Source organism: Serratia sp. HNCC26DJ206, from assembly GCF_057180605.1.
This window is the reverse complement of record NZ_JBXUGP010000015.1, coordinates 71,842-87,848: the sequence shown is the minus strand read 5'-3', so window position 1 is coordinate 87,848 and position 16,007 is coordinate 71,842. Positions and strand designations below refer to the sequence as shown.

Genomic DNA, 16,007 nt, shown 5'->3' with positions numbered 1-16,007 from the left:
AGAGCAATGAAAATTCTGACGGTGTGCGGTTTGGGTATGGGCTCTAGCCTGATTCTTAAAATGAACGTGGAGTCGGTGTTAAAGCAGCACGGTATTCAGGCTTCCGTTGAGCATATGGATGTCTCTTCGGCCGCCTCGGCCAGTGCTGACGTGGTGATCACCAATGCAGAGCTGGTGGACAATCTGCGGCATATGCCGTGCCCGGTGGTGATTGTGAATAACTATATCGACAACAAAGAGATTGCCCAGGCGTTGGAACAGGCCGGTATTCTGCAACAGGGAGCATAGCCATGAGCGAATTTCTGGGGGTATTGCGCTGGATTACGGTCAATATTTTTGGGGAAGCTTCTATTTTAATCGGCCTGATTGTGCTGCTGGGGCTGGTATTACAAGGCAAACCGCTGGCCGATATTGTCTCTGGCACGCTGAAAGGCATTTTGGGATTCCTGATTATTGGGGCGGGGGCAGGCATTATCGTCTCGGCGCTGCTGATCTTTCAGCCCATCTGGACGGAAGTGTTCGGCCTGAGTTCGATGAACTTAACCAATATCATCGGCCAAGTGCATTTCACCGAACGCTATGGCAGCAGCGTCACCATCGCCATCGCCGGGGGATTTGCGCTCAACCTGCTGCTGGCTCGCCTGACGCGGTTTAAATATATCTACCTGACCGGCCATATGATGTTCTGGACCACCATGATTTTTGCCGGTGTGATGGTGAACAGCAACCCGGCGATTTCCGGCCTGCAACTGACGCTGATGCTGACGGTGATCATGGGGCTGTATTGGACGTTACAACCGGCGCTGGTGCAGCCTTGGGTGCGCAAAATTACCGGCAACGACAATGTGGCCTTGGGGCACACCTCGGCTTCCGTCGCTTTGTTAGGGGCGCTGTTTGGCCAGCTTTTCTCGGCGAATAAAATCAGTTCTGAAGACATCAAGGTGCCGAAAAAACTTGGTTTCCTGCGCGATTCCAACGTGGTCACGGCGCTGACCATGTCGCTGCTGTTCTTTATCGGCACTTTTATTCTGCAAATCAAAGGCACGCCAAAAGCGGCGGAAATTCTGGCGCAGTCTGGTGACTTGAGTTTCTATATTTATGCGTTGAAGCAATCGCTGATGTTTACCGGCGGCATTGCCGTAGTGCTGCTCGGCGTGCGGATGTTTATTGGTGAAATGGTGCCTGCTTTTAACGGCATTGGCTCGCGGTTGGTGCCCGGTGCCAAACCTGCGCTGGATTGCCCGATCCTGTTCAACTTTGCCCCGAATGCGGTGGTGCTGGGCTTTGTAGGGGCCTTTGTTGGTTCACTGTTGTGGCTCACCTTGATTGGCCATTATACCGGCTATGTTTTCATTCCCAGCATGATTGTGATTTTCTTCCACGCGGGTACGGCGGGGGTATTTGGCAATATCACCGGCGGGTATAAAGGGGCGTTACTTGCCGGGTTTGTCACTTCCACGGTAGTGGCCTGGGGACAATACTTCTGCGTTAATTACTTTATCAGTGACACTATTCCTGACACCGCGCTGTGGGCCGGTGACAGCGATATGTTTATGCTGGCACCGCTGATTAGTGCGTTGACCAAGCTGCTGACATTCTGAATAGATGAGGGAAGGTTATGAGCAAGGCATTAAGCCAATACTACGATCAAATCCGGCAGAAGTTGGCACAGTTGGAACAGCAACCAGAGACGATTAATCGCGCGGCGGAAGTGATGGCCGAAACGGCGCTGGCTGGCCGCAACCTGTTTGTGTTTGGTGCCAGCCATGCGGGCATTCTGGCGGAGGAGATGAGCTACCGGGCAGGGGGGTTAGCTATCGTCAACCCGTTGTTCACGCCCGCACTGATGCTTAACGTGCGGCCATTGACGCTGACCAGTGCCGTGGAAAACGTAGAACATCTGGGCAGGGTGCTGATTGAACAATCACCGCTGCAAGCGGGCGATACGCTGTTGGTTCATTCGGTGTCTGGTCGCAATGCCATTACCATTGATGTGGCGCTAGCCGCCAGAGCCGTGGGTGCCAAGGTGATTGCCATCACCAGCCTGGCTACCGCCGCGCGCGTCAGTTCGCGTCATTCCAGCGGCAAGCTGTTGGTGGATATTGCGGACATCACCATCGATAACCAGTGCGATTATGGCGATGCCGCCGTCAGCCTGCCGGGCTTGGCGCAAAAAGCCGCGCCGCTGTCGACCATTATGGGGGCGACCATCGCCAACAGCCTGGTTCTGCGTATTTGCGAACTGATGCAACAGCAACAGCGCACGCCGCCGATCCTGGCGAGCGCAAACATAGACGGTAATCAGCAGATAAATCAGGATATACTTGACGCTTACAGGAGCCAAATACACTACCTCTGAGTGGAGCATGAGTATGTTTGAGTCTGACGGACTTCCACTGTATCTCAGGATAAAAGGCATTATCCTGCAACGAATCATCACCTTTACCTATAACGATAAACTCCCCGGCGAGCTGTTGCTCGCCGACGAGTTCAAAGTCGCGCGCGGTACCATCAAACAAGCGATTGATTCACTGGCCAGTATTGGCATGGTTTACCGCGAGCAGGGTAAAGGCACCTTTATCAATCGTGATGCGCTGCATAAGCACTATACCGATCTGCCGGATGCCTTGGTGACCTTCAACTCGGCAACGCCGGTTGAGGTGGAAATCCTCTCCCTGTTATCGACGATGGCCAGCCAAGAAGTGGCGGAGCGGATGGGGTTGGACTTAGGCAGCCAGTTGATGCGCCTGGAACGCGTGTTTATGCAGGGGGAGAAAGTGGTTGGCCATGCGGTCACCTATTTAAATGGCCGGGTGTATAATGATCTGAGCCATGTCGACAATAGCAGCCCTTTATATGGGCAACTGCGGGAAACCTTCGGCTATTCCCCGACCAAGGCAGCGGAGCGCTATTCGCCGGTGATCTGCGACGCCAAATTAGCCCATCTGTTGAACATCGAGCAGGGTTGCGCACTGTTTAGAATCGAGCGCACCGCCAGTAACTTGGATGATGTGGTGCTTGAGTACAGCGTTACACATATGCAAGATGCGGCATTATCGTTACAGATCGTTGCTAATCAGAGCGTGGTGAACCAGCAGTGGAATTGCACCATCGATAAAGCCCGGTGAGCTTTATTTTGACTGGTGAGTTTATTATTTTGCTATATTTTCATTGAAGCGATGTGTTTGCTGATGTCTCTTTATGTATTCCCTTAGTTCTTCAAGTTGCGGGGCGCGGCAAGTTTGAAAACCTCGGAGACAGATGACATGTCTTGGGCCTTCCAGCCTGGCGAACCCTCAGGCCACGTGAAGTATGACGAGTATAGAAAGAGCTTTGGAAAGTGGTTCTAAATTGATTAACCCAGAGGTGCCTTGTGTCGCGTCTGCCTACAGTCAGTCATCTCAAAATTTTTGAGGCCATTATTCAGCATGGCAGCATGCGTGCGGCCGCAAAGGTGTTAAACCAAACTCAATCGAATATGTCCCGTTCTTTGCGTGAGCTGGAGACGATTTTGGGGGCTAAATTGATGGTTGTAAACTCGCAAGGTATGGTGCTGACCGATATTGGAAGGCGCTTCGAATCCCGTGTCAGACGGGTGCTGAGTGAGTTAGAGACTGCGGTAAACGAAGTGAAGCAGGTCAAGGAGTTGCACCAGGGGAGTGTCTCATTTGGTTGTTCGCACATCAGGGTGTTCAAATTTATCTCCAGTGCCGTTACTGGCATTCTGCAGGCTTATCCCAATGCAGAGATAACACTTTACGAAGGCCAGCAGTCTGAGATTTTGCCCGCCCTGCGGGAAGGGAAGCTGGATTTCTTTATTGGCATAATCTCTGATGCAATCTCCCTGGGAGAGTTTATCGAAGAGCCTCTCTTTTCCTGTTCATTCGGTGTCATTGCCAGAAAAGGCCATCCTTTGGCGCATGCAACCTCTTTGGCAGCGCTTCGCAATGCCAAATGGTATCTCCCCGTGGCCGATGCTGGATATTACAACGATCTCGAGTCTCTTTTTTTCCCGGCAGAAGCAAAAGCAGAAAACTGGATATTGAAAGGGGATTCTGTCGCCATGGCAGAACATCTGATTTTAGAGGCTGACTATCTGTCAATCAGCCCCAAGCTGATTGAACACACGGATTCGATGAAAGATCTTTTTTGCTTCATCCCGCTAAAAGAAAAACTTCCTGATGGCCATTACAGTTTGCTCTACCGCCAGCAAACCACGTTGCCACCGCTAGCACGGCTTTTAATCTCGGAGATCCACAAAGAGTGCAGCAATGATATTGCCATAAATAGAGGACGGAGCGTTTTCAGCATCAGCACCCCGCAGGAGAGGGGGTGAGGCTGTTGCTGGCCCATTACGGTGTTACACCATTGGGCGGATGATTGCCCACATCCGTTCCCAGTTAATCAGCACCAATAAGACGGCAGCAGCGAACAGGACAAACATAATCCTCGAGAACATATCAACACTCCTTGTTAATAAAATCAGAACTTTTCACGCCAAGTGGCTGATAGGCAGTGTACAACTGGATCGCGAGGTTATATAGACCCGTTTGATGATTTCAGAATTGACTAGGTAAATGGGTAGGCACTTGTTTAGGGCGGCGAGTCTGCCGCCCTAAACATAAGGGAGTTAATTCAGAATACCGTTCAGCACCAGCATGGTAATCATCCCACCTGCTGCCGGGATCAGCGTGCGGCGCACGATCATAAATGGCGAGCACTCACCGGCTTTACTGACCGCAATAATCACGCCAGCCACCGGGGAAATCGATCTTCCCATTCCCGCCATAAGTTGCATCGGCAGGATCATGCTCACGGCGCTTTCACCAAATTTGGCGGCAATACCGGGTGCCAGGCCGGAAAACGAGAAGAAGGCGGCCACGCCAGAACCGGTCAGAGCAGCAGTTACGCAGACCAACAGCGCCATCACAACGGTCATATTGCCGAAGCCAAAACCGGCAGCCTGAACGGTTTGGATGATAAAGTCCACGGCACCGATGATTTGCAGCCCTTGAGCGAAAACGTCGGCACATACCAGCAGGGAAACGATGCTGGTAAACATTGAACCCATCCCTTTGAAGAACACCTGAATGCCTTTACAGGCCGCTTTGAAATCCCGTCTGACCAATAGTTCGCAGAAAAAGGCCAGCAGGGTGCCGATAATCATCGCGGTGACTACGTCGATCTTGATACTGCTGACAACCAGCGGGCTGAACAAAATCACCAGAATCACCGGGAAAACCGGCAGAAAGGCGTAGAACGCCGGTACTTTTTCGCTGCTTTCATCGGTTTGTGGCTGGTGGTGTTGCTGGGCAACCACGTGCCCGTCTTTGGCATCAAAATAGCGCGCGGTGAAGAAGATTAAGACAGACACCACCAGCATGACCCCGGTAGCTACCGGCAATTGGTAATGAGCAAAGTAGATCGCTGTTTCCATACCGGCATGTTTCGCCGCCAGGTTCGCGGTGCCCACCGCCGGGCCGAGATCCATAAACGCTGACATACCGATCATGGATGCGGCTGCGGCTTTACTGACCCCTAAACGCACCAATACCGGGAAGAAGGTGACCAATAACAGCATGGCCAAACCAGCCGCGCTGGAGATCGCCACATGCAGCAATTGAGACAAGATGTAGCCGATTGCCAGGATCAGATAGGGAGCCTTGATCATCTGCAACGGTTTGATGCACAGATTCACCATCGAGTTCGAGGCTTTAATGTGATCCATATAATCGGCAAAACCGCCTGCCGCCATAATAATCAGACCGATACCGGCGATCTGGGTGGTCAAAGACTCTTTAACAAACGCGAAAATATCCCCGCCGACCCAGCCGATGGATTTTGCTTTGCCGTACAGTATTGATTGTTCAGGAAAGAAGATTGCCGTGATGAGCAATAAACTCAACCCGGCCAACAGCAGTACGGCCTGTGGTTGATAGTTTTTGATAATAAACCAGGCGGCAAGTACGGTAACGATTATGCCGATTATAAATCCAGTCATCATAATCCCCTATATTCAGTGATTGGCGATAAATTCATGCAGCAAAGCGTTGTAATATTCCGGGGCCTGAAAATAAGGCGCATGACCCAAACCGGGCATATCAATGTGTTGGGTATAAGGCACCAGTGCTAACAGATCGGCTTTTAATTTCGGCTGAACAACACCATCTTTTTCGCCGGTCAAGATTAACGTCGGCACGGCTATTTGCGGCAGCAGAGGGCGGTTATCAGCCAGTTGCAGCATCCGCGTTGCGCGTCTCAGGCCTTCCAGGTTGGTTTCGGCCGCAATTTCAGCGGCATAATCCAACACCGAAGCGGGCACCTCCGGGAAGGGTAACAAATCACGCGCGCGGTTTTTGCCATAGGCTTCACGGCCGATTTCAGCCAGCTCTCTAAGCCGTATTTCCAGCTTTTCCGAGATGGGGGCCGTCTCTGGCGCGCCATAGCCCGGATGGGTGCAGGACAATACCAGACTCTTGATTTTGTCGGGATGCCGGGCAGCGTAGCGGCTGGCAATAGTTCCCCCCATCGAGTGCCCGACCAGGGACACTTTTTTATCACCAAGGTGCAAAATCAGGTTATGCAGCATCTGTTCGTAGGCATCAATATCGGCGGCCACCAGCGTAGAACCGGCGTAACCCGGCGCATCCCAGGCGGCAACGCGGTAATTAGGGGACAGTGCGGCAAATTGGAATGGCCAGGCTTTGGAGCTGCCGAGAATACCGTGCAAGAAGATAATAGTTTCACCCTCTCCGCAGGTGCGGAAGGATAAATTCCCCTGTGATGTGGTGAGTGTTTGTTGCTCAGGACAAACAGGAATTGCTCTGTTTTCACTGCTCATAATAAAAACCTCGTTGAATAAAATAAACGCCAGTGCGGGGTGTCGCTAATTTCAGATAAAAGCTGTCCGTAGATAAAGAAGTTATTTATCCTAACGTTAATTAATGTCTATACCCAAAATAATTCGAGTTGCTTGTAGGCGGCAACTGAGCGAAGCCCCAGGAGCTTACTTAGGTAAGTGACTGGGGTGAGTAAAGGCAGCCAACACCCAAGCAACTTGAAGTATGACGGGTATATTTATTTGTTAAAAACATTAAAGGCTTCAAATAAGGATTCCATAACATGGAAGTTGTCACCCAATTCATTATCGGTCACTTCCCCCATGTAATTCACCAGCGCTTCAATCAACACAAATCCGGCGCTGCGGCTACTGAACAGCCCGCTGTGCTGGCTCTCCATCAGCAGTAGTGCGGTTGCGAAGTGGCTGAAAGGATTGACCGCGTTATCGGTGATCACGATGGTATCTCCGCGGTTTTGATAAAACCATTTTATCAGCCGCGTGGTCACGCTGGAGAAACGGTAATAGGAGATGGCAAGCAACACATCACCTTTGCGTGAGTCGATCAATTTATGCGGCAGATTGGCAATATTGGCGTCAAGCAGCACAATGTCTTTCTTGATATATCGACCAAGCAGATAAAAATATTCTGCTAAAGCGTGTGCCGTTGCGCTGCCAATAACATAAAGCCGCTTTTCCGGATCGCAAATCAGCGCAATGGTTTTCTCCAGATCCTTTCTATTAATGTTCTTTAGCGTATTGTTAATATTATTGGTGATTTCGCTACAGTGTTTCTCAATATAATCAATGCCATTTTTTGTGTTGCTCTTTTTATTAAAGCGCTCTATGGGCGAAATGTTTCTGCGCAGCTCCGGCTCACCGGTGGATTCTTTAAAATCTCGGAACCCATTGAAGCCGATTTTCATCATAAATCGCCCCAGCGTTGACTTGGCAATATCGACTTCATTACAGATATCAACGACTTTGCTGTAGGGTATTGACTCAAAATGTTTGTCAAAGTAGTCAATGATGCGCCTGTCGGTATCGGTAAGGTTACCCAGGCTGGCAACGCGTTGAGAGAAATCAGCTCTGTTCATGTCACCTTTCCCTCTGCGCTAATTCTTTATCCATTAATAACAAAACCCAAGGTAGAAAAAAGGGGAATCAAAAATTCCCTTGTCGGAAGTGTGTGCCATCTCTCATTCCCCCCGCAGATCTGCGCCGCTGCGCTGTCGTGCTACGGTTTGTTGTTCAGGTAAGATACGGGGAGGGCGGGAAATCGCGCTATGAATGATGTCGGTAGGATTTCAGGTATCTTAACTAACCCCCGCACAATATCAGCGTTCAGCATTGTGCGGGGGGATTCAGCCTTATGGCGGAGTTACTTTTTTTCTACGGCAATCTGGATGGCATCAGCGAGAGAGCCAATGTATTTTTCTGCCGTCTTTAATTGGTACTCAACACCGTTGCCGTCATTGGTGTCAGACAGCGTTGCCTTCAAGAGTTCCAGTGCCGCCTGCACGGCCAGTAATCTGCGCTTTTGCTCTTCTGTTGGTACGAGCCCGGAGCCAAAATAATTCTCTAACATATTCGTTTTCCTTTGCTAGACCTACCGAAATGGCAGACAACATGCTGTATATTGAGGTTGTCTCCGCATTTTTCAAGGTATTTCCTAAATATTTTGCTGCTTATTCAAGGGTTGCCACCCCTTTGCTGCTGAATCGGCTGGGGTCTTGCTGGTAGCCAGCAAAAGCTAAGTAATACATTTATGCGGTGTGAAAATCAGGGGGCTTATTTGTTAGCCAAGTTGATGCAACTCGCTGATGACTCCATCAGAAGTTACATCTATCAGATTAGACTTACTTTTACATGACAGTTCTATACATTTTGGCTGGTAGTTTAGAGCTTACCCGATGATGTTGTGTTATTTCTTTTCTGTAGCGTATAGTTGTCCCTAATTGACGTTTATCCCGCCTTGTGCGGGATTTTTTTATGCTACGCAGGCTCAGCCGCCCGGGGTAAGAACCCCAGTGCTGCCTGATGGTGGCAGCAGCAGTGAAGCGCAAGTGCGCCGTCGTGAGGTGGGGCCTGAAGGACCCGTAAATCATGTTAATGATTATGACTGGCTTTTTTGATTGTGCTTTGGTGAGACTTGCAGGAAAATAAGCAGGGATTTAGAAAAATCTTAAAAATAAGTTATATCCTTTTAATTTATCAGTGTTAACTATTTTTCGAGCTGTAACATTTTAAGCTATGCTTTCATTAGTCGTGTGTTATTAAGGATTAATCCCTGTAAACGTGAACCTACAATTCCCCAATAAGTGAATTAAGCTGATTCCGTTCAATAAGGAGCTGTACAGTTTTCTGATTGATTAATTTGGTTTTTTTAGATGAAAACTGGATTTTTCATTCTCACTTTGTCGGGTAAAGATAATATGCACAAAATATTTATGGTTATTCCCTCGCAGTGGTTCAGGTTATGAAAGCCGGATTACATTCGACGCAACGTTTGCCTGCCATGATCCTGCTGATAAATCTTTTTATGCTGGCCTTTGTGCTTTCTTTGGTGGGTATTTTTACTCGCCCTATGGGAGCGCTTTCGCTGTTTTGGCCCGTGAATGCCATTCTGCTTGGGTTGCTGCTGCGCAAACCCGGTTATGCCACTTTTGTGGGGTGGGGAGCCATCTACTTTGGCATGGTTACTGCCGATTTAGCCACCGCTGAGGGATGGTCGCTCGCGCTTTGGCTCAACGCCTGCAATATGTCGCTGATAGCGACCGGTTATGTGGTGATGTCGATGCTGCCACAATCCCAGCGACGGTTAGGGAAACCGCAGGCAATTTTATACATGTTCACGGCGTGTTTTCTCGGGGCTGCGTTCTCTGCCTCGCTGTCGGTGCTGCGCCATGACAGCCTGTATAACAATACGGTCTTTATCGCCTGGGGAGCGTGGTTCAGTGAGCAATTCTCGACTAACTTGCTGATCTTACCTGTGATCCTGGCAGCTCCACGCTTGCAACAGCTGCTGCGTATTCAGATACATTGGCAATGGCGTACCAGTATGCCGTTACTGGCTTTGCTGTGTTCACTGGCGTTCAGCGTGTATATCGGTGGGCCGGGAGCGATAGCCTTCCCGATCCCGGCATTGCTGTGGTGTACGGTGAGCTACCAGCTGTTTACCGTCACTTTGCTGACGTTACTCACCGGTATTACCCAGATTATCAGCGTTTCTACCAACATGATGCTGTATGAAATACTGGGGCCTCGTGTTGCTGTGTTTGATACGCTGATGTCAGCCCGGTTGGGTATTGCCATGTTGGTGATGGGGCCGCTGATCCTCGCCAGTTCGCTGGTCGTGAACCGCAAGCTGCTGCGCCAACTGAACCACACTGCCAATCATGATTTGCTCACCGGCGCATTGGGGCGCAGTGCATTTACGCGTAAAGCCAGGGAATTGCTGGAACATAAGTATCAAGCGAAAGAGGCGGTGTCATTGCTGTTGATCGACATCGATCATTTTAAATTGATTAATGATATGTATGGCCATGTGATCGGCGATCAGGTGTTGGCAACTTTTTCTCATCTTCTCCGGCGTGAATTGCGCCACGATCAGCTATTTGGCCGTCTAGGTGGTGAGGAGTTTGCCATCATGATGCCGCGTGCGCTGGCTGTGCAAGCCGTTGCATTAGGGGAGCATCTGCGCAGGCGAGTGGAAAATGCAGATATGAACCCAACGGGTAAAACACCGCTGCGGATCACCATAAGCGTCGGGGTTGCCAGCTTGGCAATGAATGAGGTGAAATCCCTCGAGCAACTAATGAATATGGTGGATATTGCGCTGTACCGTGCCAAGTCTCAAGGCCACAATCGTGTTGAATCCTTTAGCATGCTCAACAGTAATACACTGAATCATAACATGTTCAAATAATATCAACCCTGTTTTGGTGTGAACTGTGTGCCGCAATTAGGGCAGATCAGCGTGATATTCTTGCGCAGTTTAGAACATTGCTGTTTGGTAACATAGCTGCACTTAGGGCAGGCAATCTGAGTGGTGCGGTTGTTAAAACCTTTGACGCTAATGGATTCAGACATGGCATATACCTGTGTCAGGTGAAAGCCCACGCTAACACAGGTGACATTAAATAGCTTTGATTGTTTTTCTACCGCGTTACAGTGCTTTTAATGCCTGTAACGTTTCATCAATATCGACTTCATGTTCTGAGAAGGTGTGGGTCGCATTCTGGAATGTGGTAATCGACAGCATACGCAATGTCTCCATCGCTTGCGGTGTTTCAGCCACTTGCGGGCGGATGCGGTTCATCAGTAAACCGACCGAGAGCACGGTATTTTCTTTATCAATATCTGCCTTTACCGGCACTTCTTTGCTGAAGGTATGAAAGGATTTGATGCTGGATATTTTGATTCTTTCATTAGCAATGGTGATGTATTTGCTGAGCGCCTGCACTTTGACCGCATAAGCGGATGGTCCTTTGGTATTATTGGTGGGTTCAAAAGTCACCAGCGCATTTTTCTTAATCAGCTCTGGGTTTTGCACTTTAATCACGTGAAAATAACGATTTTCCCCGTTCTCGTCGGTGATAAAGCCGAAGCCTTTGTCTTCAAAAAAAGTCGTTATCTTGCCGTTCATCATCATTCTCATAAAGTCGTTCGTAACAGTGTTTATAATAGCGCGGAATGCCCTGTTGCGACAGGGGCGCGGTATTCTACGGTAAAAGCATGGAGGTTCTCAGAGGATCGGGCTGCTTTGCTAAAAATTGCTGACTGTAACAATCAATTTACTGCGCCGACTGCGGACTTTTTCACTTTTTATCGATTTTATGTGATCTCGGTTGTGGACAAAATCCCATCTAATTGCTGTACTGTAGTTGACACACGTTTTGTGTCTTACATTCACGTTAAAGGTAAGTTTGATGTCTAAGATTAAAGGTAGCGTTAAGTGGTTTAATGAATCCAAAGGTTTCGGTTTCATTACTCCGGAAGATGGTAGCAAAGACGTTTTCGTCCACTTCTCTGCCATCGCTAGCAATGGTTTCAAAACTCTTGCTGAAGGCCAGCGTGTAGAATTTGAAATCACGAACGGTGCCAAAGGGCCATCTGCTGCTAACGTTATCGCTATTTAAGCTACAGTAGCCGAAATTCTTAAAACCCGCTCTATGAGCGGGTTTTTTATTGCCCGCTCAGCCAACTGACCAGCATGAAGGCCAGCAGCGTCATGGTCAAAGAGCCAGCCAGGTTGAGCAGCATATTGGCGATTGCCCAGACCAGACGCCCATCCTGCAACAGATAAACCACTTCGACAGAGAATGTAGAGAAAGTGGTTAATCCACCACAAAAACCGGTGGTGATCAGCAGTTTCCAGGTTGAATCTAGGTGCGTCATACGCGTAAACAGCGCCAGGGCCAAACCGATAATGAACCCTCCGAGCAGATTCACGGTCAGCGTGCCCAAAGGAATATGCTGATGCAATGGATTCATCTTCATACTCACTATCCAGCGCAGCGCACTGCCTAAACCACCGCCAATGAATACTGCCAGTAAAGAACTCAACATGATCGAAAACCCTTTCACAAAAAATTGAGGAAACTCAGAAAGGTTCAGGTATAACGCTACGTCCCTCTCTGAGAGGTTACGTAGACATCATCAGCCTGTGAGGGCGGTTATGGAGGAATGTCATCTCCGTCTGTCGGCACCGGTATTTTTCCGGGCCCGAAGGATTTTACACGCTGCGGCTGTTGTTTTGTAGTCTGACCATTCAGTCAGGATTGAGGGATCGCGAGTTCTTGACGGTTGCGGCCATTATTTTTAGCTCGGTACAGAGCACCATCAGCCGCTTTCAACCATTCCTGATAGCCGCGCATCTCTGGTTGATAATCAGCGATGCCGGCACTGATGTGCAGCCTTAGCTCAGGGGCTTCGCGGAAAATGATTTCGCTTAAACTTTCCTGAATGCGGTTCAGGGCAAGGCTGGCTTGCTCGGAGGTAGTGTTTGGCAACACGGCGCCAAATTCATCACCGCCGTAACGGCCGACGATATCCACCACGCGTAACCCCAAGAGCAACTCTTCCGCTAGAACGATCAGCGCTTCATCCCCCACAGCATGGCCGAAGGTGTCATTAATGGTTTTGAAGCGATCGATATCTATCAGGATCAGCGTGGCTTTACGGTCATAACGTCGGCAGCTGTCAAACTCATTGTGTAGAAGGTGTTCCCAATGACGACGGTTATAGAGGCCCGTTAAACCATCCCGCATACTAATGCGCAGCAATTCTCGCTTTTTTTCTGCCAAGTGTTTGGCGGTATTATAGGTGACAAAACCAAGAAATGTTGGGTAGATGAAAATCATGGGTAAACAAAGATACACCTGCTGTGGTGTGGTTTGTGGGTAGAACGGAAAGCCGAGTGCGGCACTGGTCAGCACGGCCCCAATAATCTGTGCTAATAGCCCTTTGAAGAACAGTGACAGCCCGCCGGAAGCAATATTGTTCATGCCCATCATTGACAGGATCACGATCGCAGGCAGAGCATTAAAGCCCATGACGGCCGCCCAGACACCGCCCATCAAGGCATCTATCAGCAGATTACGGGTCTCGGTGGCAAAGGGATTTTCAGAACGGATCGACCACTGATAAGCGATGTGTGGCCAGATAAAGCCATTAAATGCCAGTAGGATCCACATGCCAAGCGGTGGATGTAAGGGGATGATTGCGGCGAGCACGCAAAAAAAGCCAATCCCCAGGCCGACGATACGTGGCAGGTAAGTACGTTTGGCAAAACTGATCCCCGAACGTCGGGTATTGGTCGCTGATGGAGCGATTGGCATCCAACGCCTCCCCTGTGATTAATGATGCAGCGTATCATGCACTTGAGAAACGCTAAACATACCCTTCATACTTCAAGTTGCTTGGGTGTTGGCTGTGTGACTCGGCCCATGCGGGGCCTCGCCCCTTCGGGTCAGCGCAAGCGCTGCTCAAATCGGTCTCTGACCGATTTGTCACTCAGTTGCCGCCTACAAGCAACTCGAATTATTTTGGGTATAGATATATGCCCCACCGTGTAAGCATAGAACATCTCTGGCAGATCTCACTCTGTTACATGTTGTTGTTGTCCTAAAGGGAAGAAAGTAGCTAAATATTGATAGGCAAGGCTTGTTCCCTCGCTGCACTTTGCAGCCATAATGAAAAAGAAGGTGAATATGGAAGGTATTAGTATTACCAAACTTCTGGTGATTGCGGTGTTGATCGTCTTGCTGTTTGGCACCAGCAAACTGCGCACTCTCGGGGCGGATTTAGGTGCTGCGCTGAAAGGCTTCAAAAAAGCCGTGGGGGAGGATACGCCACCAGCGCAAAATACGGCTGAAAGCCAGTCTGCACAGCAGAGCGTCGAGAAGAAAGACGATTAGTCCTGTTTTTCACTGATGCAATAAAAAACGGATGCCGTGAGGACATCCGTTTTTTGGCGTTTTCATTCGCCGAAGCGTAACAAAAAATTACCGAGTTTATTTCACTTCCAACCCTTTCGCCTGTAGATCGGCATGATAGGAAGAGCGCACAAACGGGCCGCAGGCGGCATGGGTAAAGCCCATCGCCATCGCTTCTTCTTTCATCTCGTCAAACTCTGCCGGGCTGACATAGCGCTGCACTGGCAGGTGATGGCGGCTCGGTTGCAGATACTGGCCCAGAGTCAGCATGGTGACGCCATGGCGGCGCAGATCGCGCATGACTTCTACGATTTCCGCATTGGTTTCCCCCAGGCCGACCATCAGGCCTGACTTGGTTGGGATATCCGGATGAGCTTCTTTAAAACGCTCCAGCAACTTCAGTGACCACTCATAGTTAGCACCTGGGCGCACCTGGCGATAAATACGCGGCACGTTTTCCAGATTGTGGTTGAACACGTCCGGTGGGGTGGCGGTCAGGATTTCCAGCGCGCGATCCATACGGCCACGGAAATCGGGTACTAGCGTTTCAATCTTGATATTGGGGCTTTTGGTACGGATCGCAGCGATACAATCGGCAAAGTGCTGTGCACCACCATCGCGCAAGTCGTCGCGGTCAACCGAAGTAATAACCACATAACGCAGCGCCATATCGGCAATGGTCTGCGCCAGCTTTTCCGGCTCATTGGCATCCGGCGCGACCGGGCGGCCATGGGCGACGTCGCAGAACGGGCAGCGGCGGGTGCAGATGGCACCCAGGATCATGAAGGTTGCTGTACCATGATTGAAGCATTCAGACAGGTTCGGACACGAAGCCTCTTCGCACACCGAATGCAGACCATTTTTGCGCATTGCGGCTTTGATGCCCTGAATGCGCGTAGAATCAGCAGGGAGTTTGATCTTCATCCACTCGGGTTTGCGTAACAGCTCCTGCCGTTCGGTGACCACCGTTTTTACCGGGATCAACGCCATTTTGTCTGCATCGCGGTATTTGACGCCGCGTTCCATCTGAATTGGTTTACTCATAATCGTGCAGGTTCCAGTTACGAAGCTCGACCGTCTGGTAGCCGAGTAAATGAACAAATTCCTGTACCAGGATTGGATGAACGTCTTCGATGCTAACGCCAGGCACCAGCGCGCTGACTTGTGTCATCTGCATTCCGGCATAACCACAGGGGTTGATACGCTGAAATGGGGTCAGATCCATGGCGACGTTCAGGGCCAGGCCATGAAATGAACTGCCTTTGCGGATGCGCAAACCCAGTGAACAAATCTTTTGCTCCCCCACATAAACGCCGGGCGCATCTGGGCGTGCGCGCGATGTTATTTCGAAATGGGTGAGGGTATTGATAACCGTGTCTTCAAGAGCGGTGACCAGTTGGCGCACGCCAACTTTGTTGCGTTTCAGATCCACCATCACGTACAGCACCTGCTGGCCAGGGCCATGGTAGGTTACCTGGCCGCCGCGATCGCTCTGCACCACCGGGATATCCCCTGGCATCAGAACGTGTTCCGCTTTGCCTGCCTGCCCTTGGGTAAACACCGGCTGATGTTGCACCAGCCACAGCTCATCGGGCGTGGATTCGGTGCGACAGTCGGTGAAGTTGTGCATGGCTTGGGATACAGGCTCATAGGGCTGCAACCCCAGTTGACGCAAAATGATCTTATTATGTTGCAAACGAGTCATCGTCAGGTTACAGAAGTGAGAAAGT

At 50.0% G+C, this 16,007-nt stretch carries 18 protein-coding genes and 1 riboswitch; of the genes, 8 read left to right on the top strand and 10 right to left on the bottom strand.

Annotated features, from left to right (window positions below; translation table 11 throughout):
* Positions 1 to 6: 6 nt before the first annotated feature.
* The 5 genes from AC2A1E_RS11920 to AC2A1E_RS11900 all read left to right on the top strand — a co-directional run bounded on the left by AC2A1E_RS11920 (position 7) and on the right by AC2A1E_RS11900 (position 4,336).
* A complete protein-coding gene (locus AC2A1E_RS11920; RefSeq protein ID WP_473190408.1) occupies positions 7 to 288 on the top strand; it encodes a PTS sugar transporter subunit IIB in 282 nt (93 codons plus the stop codon).
* Positions 289 to 290: 2 nt separating this feature from the next.
* Entirely contained in the window at positions 291 to 1,601 is a 1,311-nt protein-coding gene (locus AC2A1E_RS11915; protein WP_459399488.1) for a PTS ascorbate transporter subunit IIC, read from the top strand.
* Positions 1,602 to 1,618: 17 nt separating this feature from the next.
* Positions 1,619 to 2,359: a sugar isomerase domain-containing protein gene (locus AC2A1E_RS11910; RefSeq protein ID WP_484383913.1), complete on the top strand. Its 741-nt coding sequence runs from the start codon at positions 1,619 to 1,621 to the stop codon at positions 2,357 to 2,359.
* A 13-nt stretch (positions 2,360 to 2,372) separates the two neighbouring features.
* Positions 2,373 to 3,128 (top strand): GntR family transcriptional regulator, encoded by a 756-nt coding sequence (locus tag AC2A1E_RS11905; RefSeq protein WP_484383912.1) that lies wholly within the window; start codon positions 2,373 to 2,375, stop codon positions 3,126 to 3,128.
* 245 nt (positions 3,129 to 3,373) lie between these two features.
* Complete coding sequence (locus AC2A1E_RS11900) at positions 3,374 to 4,336, top strand: LysR substrate-binding domain-containing protein (protein WP_484383911.1); 963 nt, start codon at positions 3,374 to 3,376, stop codon at positions 4,334 to 4,336.
* Positions 4,337 to 4,630: 294 nt separating this feature from the next.
* On the opposite strand, the gene dcuC is transcribed toward AC2A1E_RS11900, so the two are convergent.
* The 4 genes from dcuC to AC2A1E_RS11880 all read right to left on the bottom strand — a co-directional run bounded on the left by dcuC (position 4,631) and on the right by AC2A1E_RS11880 (position 8,426).
* The gene (gene dcuC, locus AC2A1E_RS11895; RefSeq protein ID WP_484383910.1) at positions 4,631 to 6,001 is read right to left on the bottom strand and encodes a C4-dicarboxylate transporter DcuC; all 1,371 of its coding nucleotides are present in this window, start codon (positions 5,999 to 6,001) and stop codon (positions 4,631 to 4,633) included.
* 15 nt (positions 6,002 to 6,016) lie between these two features.
* The gene (locus tag AC2A1E_RS11890) at positions 6,017 to 6,841 is read right to left on the bottom strand and encodes an alpha/beta fold hydrolase (protein ID WP_484383909.1); all 825 of its coding nucleotides are present in this window, start codon (positions 6,839 to 6,841) and stop codon (positions 6,017 to 6,019) included.
* 236 nt (positions 6,842 to 7,077) lie between these two features.
* A complete protein-coding gene (locus tag AC2A1E_RS11885) occupies positions 7,078 to 7,935 on the bottom strand; it encodes a MurR/RpiR family transcriptional regulator (protein WP_484383908.1) in 858 nt (285 codons plus the stop codon).
* 284 nt (positions 7,936 to 8,219) lie between these two features.
* Positions 8,220 to 8,426 (bottom strand): hypothetical protein, encoded by a 207-nt coding sequence (locus tag AC2A1E_RS11880; RefSeq protein WP_484383907.1) that lies wholly within the window; start codon positions 8,424 to 8,426, stop codon positions 8,220 to 8,222.
* A gap of 891 nt (positions 8,427 to 9,317) precedes the next feature.
* Between AC2A1E_RS11880 and AC2A1E_RS11875 the strand changes: the two genes are divergently transcribed.
* Positions 9,318 to 10,766, top strand: a complete 1,449-nt coding sequence (locus tag AC2A1E_RS11875) for a GGDEF domain-containing protein (protein ID WP_484383906.1) — start codon at positions 9,318 to 9,320, stop codon at positions 10,764 to 10,766.
* Positions 10,767 to 10,768: 2 nt separating this feature from the next.
* On the opposite strand, the gene AC2A1E_RS11870 is transcribed toward AC2A1E_RS11875, so the two are convergent.
* Together AC2A1E_RS11870 and AC2A1E_RS11865 are read right to left on the bottom strand one after the other, a co-directional pair.
* On the bottom strand, positions 10,769 to 10,930 hold the full coding sequence (locus tag AC2A1E_RS11870) for a YnfU family zinc-binding protein (RefSeq protein ID WP_459399480.1): 162 nt from the start codon (positions 10,928 to 10,930) through the stop codon (positions 10,769 to 10,771).
* Between the two features lie 76 nt (positions 10,931 to 11,006).
* Positions 11,007 to 11,486, bottom strand: a complete 480-nt coding sequence (locus AC2A1E_RS11865; RefSeq protein WP_484383951.1) for a cold-shock protein — start codon at positions 11,484 to 11,486, stop codon at positions 11,007 to 11,009.
* Between the two features lie 283 nt (positions 11,487 to 11,769).
* On the opposite strand from AC2A1E_RS11865, the gene cspE reads away from it, so the two are divergent.
* Positions 11,770 to 11,979 carry a transcription antiterminator/RNA stability regulator CspE gene (gene cspE, locus AC2A1E_RS11860; protein WP_002210315.1) on the top strand — a complete coding sequence of 70 codons (210 nt, stop codon included), beginning with the start codon at positions 11,770 to 11,772 and terminating at the stop codon, positions 11,977 to 11,979.
* Positions 11,980 to 12,025: 46 nt separating this feature from the next.
* On the opposite strand, the gene crcB is transcribed toward cspE, so the two are convergent.
* Together crcB and AC2A1E_RS11850 are read right to left on the bottom strand one after the other, a co-directional pair.
* Complete coding sequence (gene crcB, locus AC2A1E_RS11855) at positions 12,026 to 12,409, bottom strand: fluoride efflux transporter CrcB (RefSeq protein ID WP_484383905.1); 384 nt, start codon at positions 12,407 to 12,409, stop codon at positions 12,026 to 12,028.
* Positions 12,410 to 12,483: 74 nt separating this feature from the next.
* A riboswitch (Fluoride riboswitch) is annotated at positions 12,484 to 12,546 on the bottom strand.
* 69 nt (positions 12,547 to 12,615) lie between these two features.
* A complete protein-coding gene (locus AC2A1E_RS11850; RefSeq protein ID WP_484383904.1) occupies positions 12,616 to 13,680 on the bottom strand; it encodes a diguanylate cyclase in 1,065 nt (354 codons plus the stop codon).
* A gap of 372 nt (positions 13,681 to 14,052) precedes the next feature.
* Between AC2A1E_RS11850 and tatA the strand changes: the two genes are divergently transcribed.
* Entirely contained in the window at positions 14,053 to 14,259 is a 207-nt protein-coding gene (gene tatA / locus AC2A1E_RS11845) for a Sec-independent protein translocase subunit TatA (RefSeq protein ID WP_484383903.1), read from the top strand.
* Between the two features lie 96 nt (positions 14,260 to 14,355).
* Here the strand turns inward: tatA and lipA are convergent, their stop codons facing one another.
* Positions 14,356 to 15,321: a lipoyl synthase gene (gene lipA / locus AC2A1E_RS11840; protein ID WP_484383902.1), complete on the bottom strand. Its 966-nt coding sequence runs from the start codon at positions 15,319 to 15,321 to the stop codon at positions 14,356 to 14,358.
* Positions 15,314 to 15,982, bottom strand: coding sequence for a lipoyl(octanoyl) transferase LipB (gene lipB / locus AC2A1E_RS11835; RefSeq protein ID WP_484383901.1), 669 nt, complete (start codon positions 15,980 to 15,982; stop codon positions 15,314 to 15,316). The genes lipA and lipB overlap by 8 nt, the downstream gene beginning before the upstream one ends.
* Positions 15,983 to 16,007 lie beyond the last annotated feature (25 nt).

Bases quoted from the DNA above. Each gene is read 5' to 3' on its own strand.
- AC2A1E_RS11920 (WP_473190408.1), top strand. From the start codon at position 7: ATGAAAATTCTGACGGTGTGCGGTTTGGGTATGGGCTCTAGCCTGATT.
- AC2A1E_RS11915 (WP_459399488.1), top strand. From the start codon at position 291: ATGAGCGAATTTCTGGGGGTATTGCGCTGGATTACGGTCAATATTTTT.
- AC2A1E_RS11910 (WP_484383913.1), top strand. From the start codon at position 1,619: ATGAGCAAGGCATTAAGCCAATACTACGATCAAATCCGGCAGAAGTTG.
- AC2A1E_RS11905 (WP_484383912.1), top strand. From the start codon at position 2,373: ATGTTTGAGTCTGACGGACTTCCACTGTATCTCAGGATAAAAGGCATT.
- dcuC (WP_484383910.1), bottom strand. From the start codon at position 6,001: ATGACTGGATTTATAATCGGCATAATCGTTACCGTACTTGCCGCCTGG.
- AC2A1E_RS11890 (WP_484383909.1), bottom strand. From the start codon at position 6,841: ATGAGCAGTGAAAACAGAGCAATTCCTGTTTGTCCTGAGCAACAAACA.
- AC2A1E_RS11885 (WP_484383908.1), bottom strand. From the start codon at position 7,935: ATGAACAGAGCTGATTTCTCTCAACGCGTTGCCAGCCTGGGTAACCTT.
- AC2A1E_RS11880 (WP_484383907.1), bottom strand. From the start codon at position 8,426: ATGTTAGAGAATTATTTTGGCTCCGGGCTCGTACCAACAGAAGAGCAA.
- AC2A1E_RS11875 (WP_484383906.1), top strand. From the start codon at position 9,318: ATGAAAGCCGGATTACATTCGACGCAACGTTTGCCTGCCATGATCCTG.
- AC2A1E_RS11870 (WP_459399480.1), bottom strand. From the start codon at position 10,930: ATGTCTGAATCCATTAGCGTCAAAGGTTTTAACAACCGCACCACTCAG.
- AC2A1E_RS11865 (WP_484383951.1), bottom strand. From the start codon at position 11,486: ATGAACGGCAAGATAACGACTTTTTTTGAAGACAAAGGCTTCGGCTTT.
- cspE (WP_002210315.1), top strand. From the start codon at position 11,770: ATGTCTAAGATTAAAGGTAGCGTTAAGTGGTTTAATGAATCCAAAGGT.
- crcB (WP_484383905.1), bottom strand. From the start codon at position 12,409: ATGTTGAGTTCTTTACTGGCAGTATTCATTGGCGGTGGTTTAGGCAGT.
- AC2A1E_RS11850 (WP_484383904.1), bottom strand. From the start codon at position 13,680: ATGCCAATCGCTCCATCAGCGACCAATACCCGACGTTCGGGGATCAGT.
- tatA (WP_484383903.1), top strand. From the start codon at position 14,053: ATGGAAGGTATTAGTATTACCAAACTTCTGGTGATTGCGGTGTTGATC.
- lipA (WP_484383902.1), bottom strand. From the start codon at position 15,321: ATGAGTAAACCAATTCAGATGGAACGCGGCGTCAAATACCGCGATGCA.
- lipB (WP_484383901.1), bottom strand. From the start codon at position 15,982: ATGACTCGTTTGCAACATAATAAGATCATTTTGCGTCAACTGGGGTTG.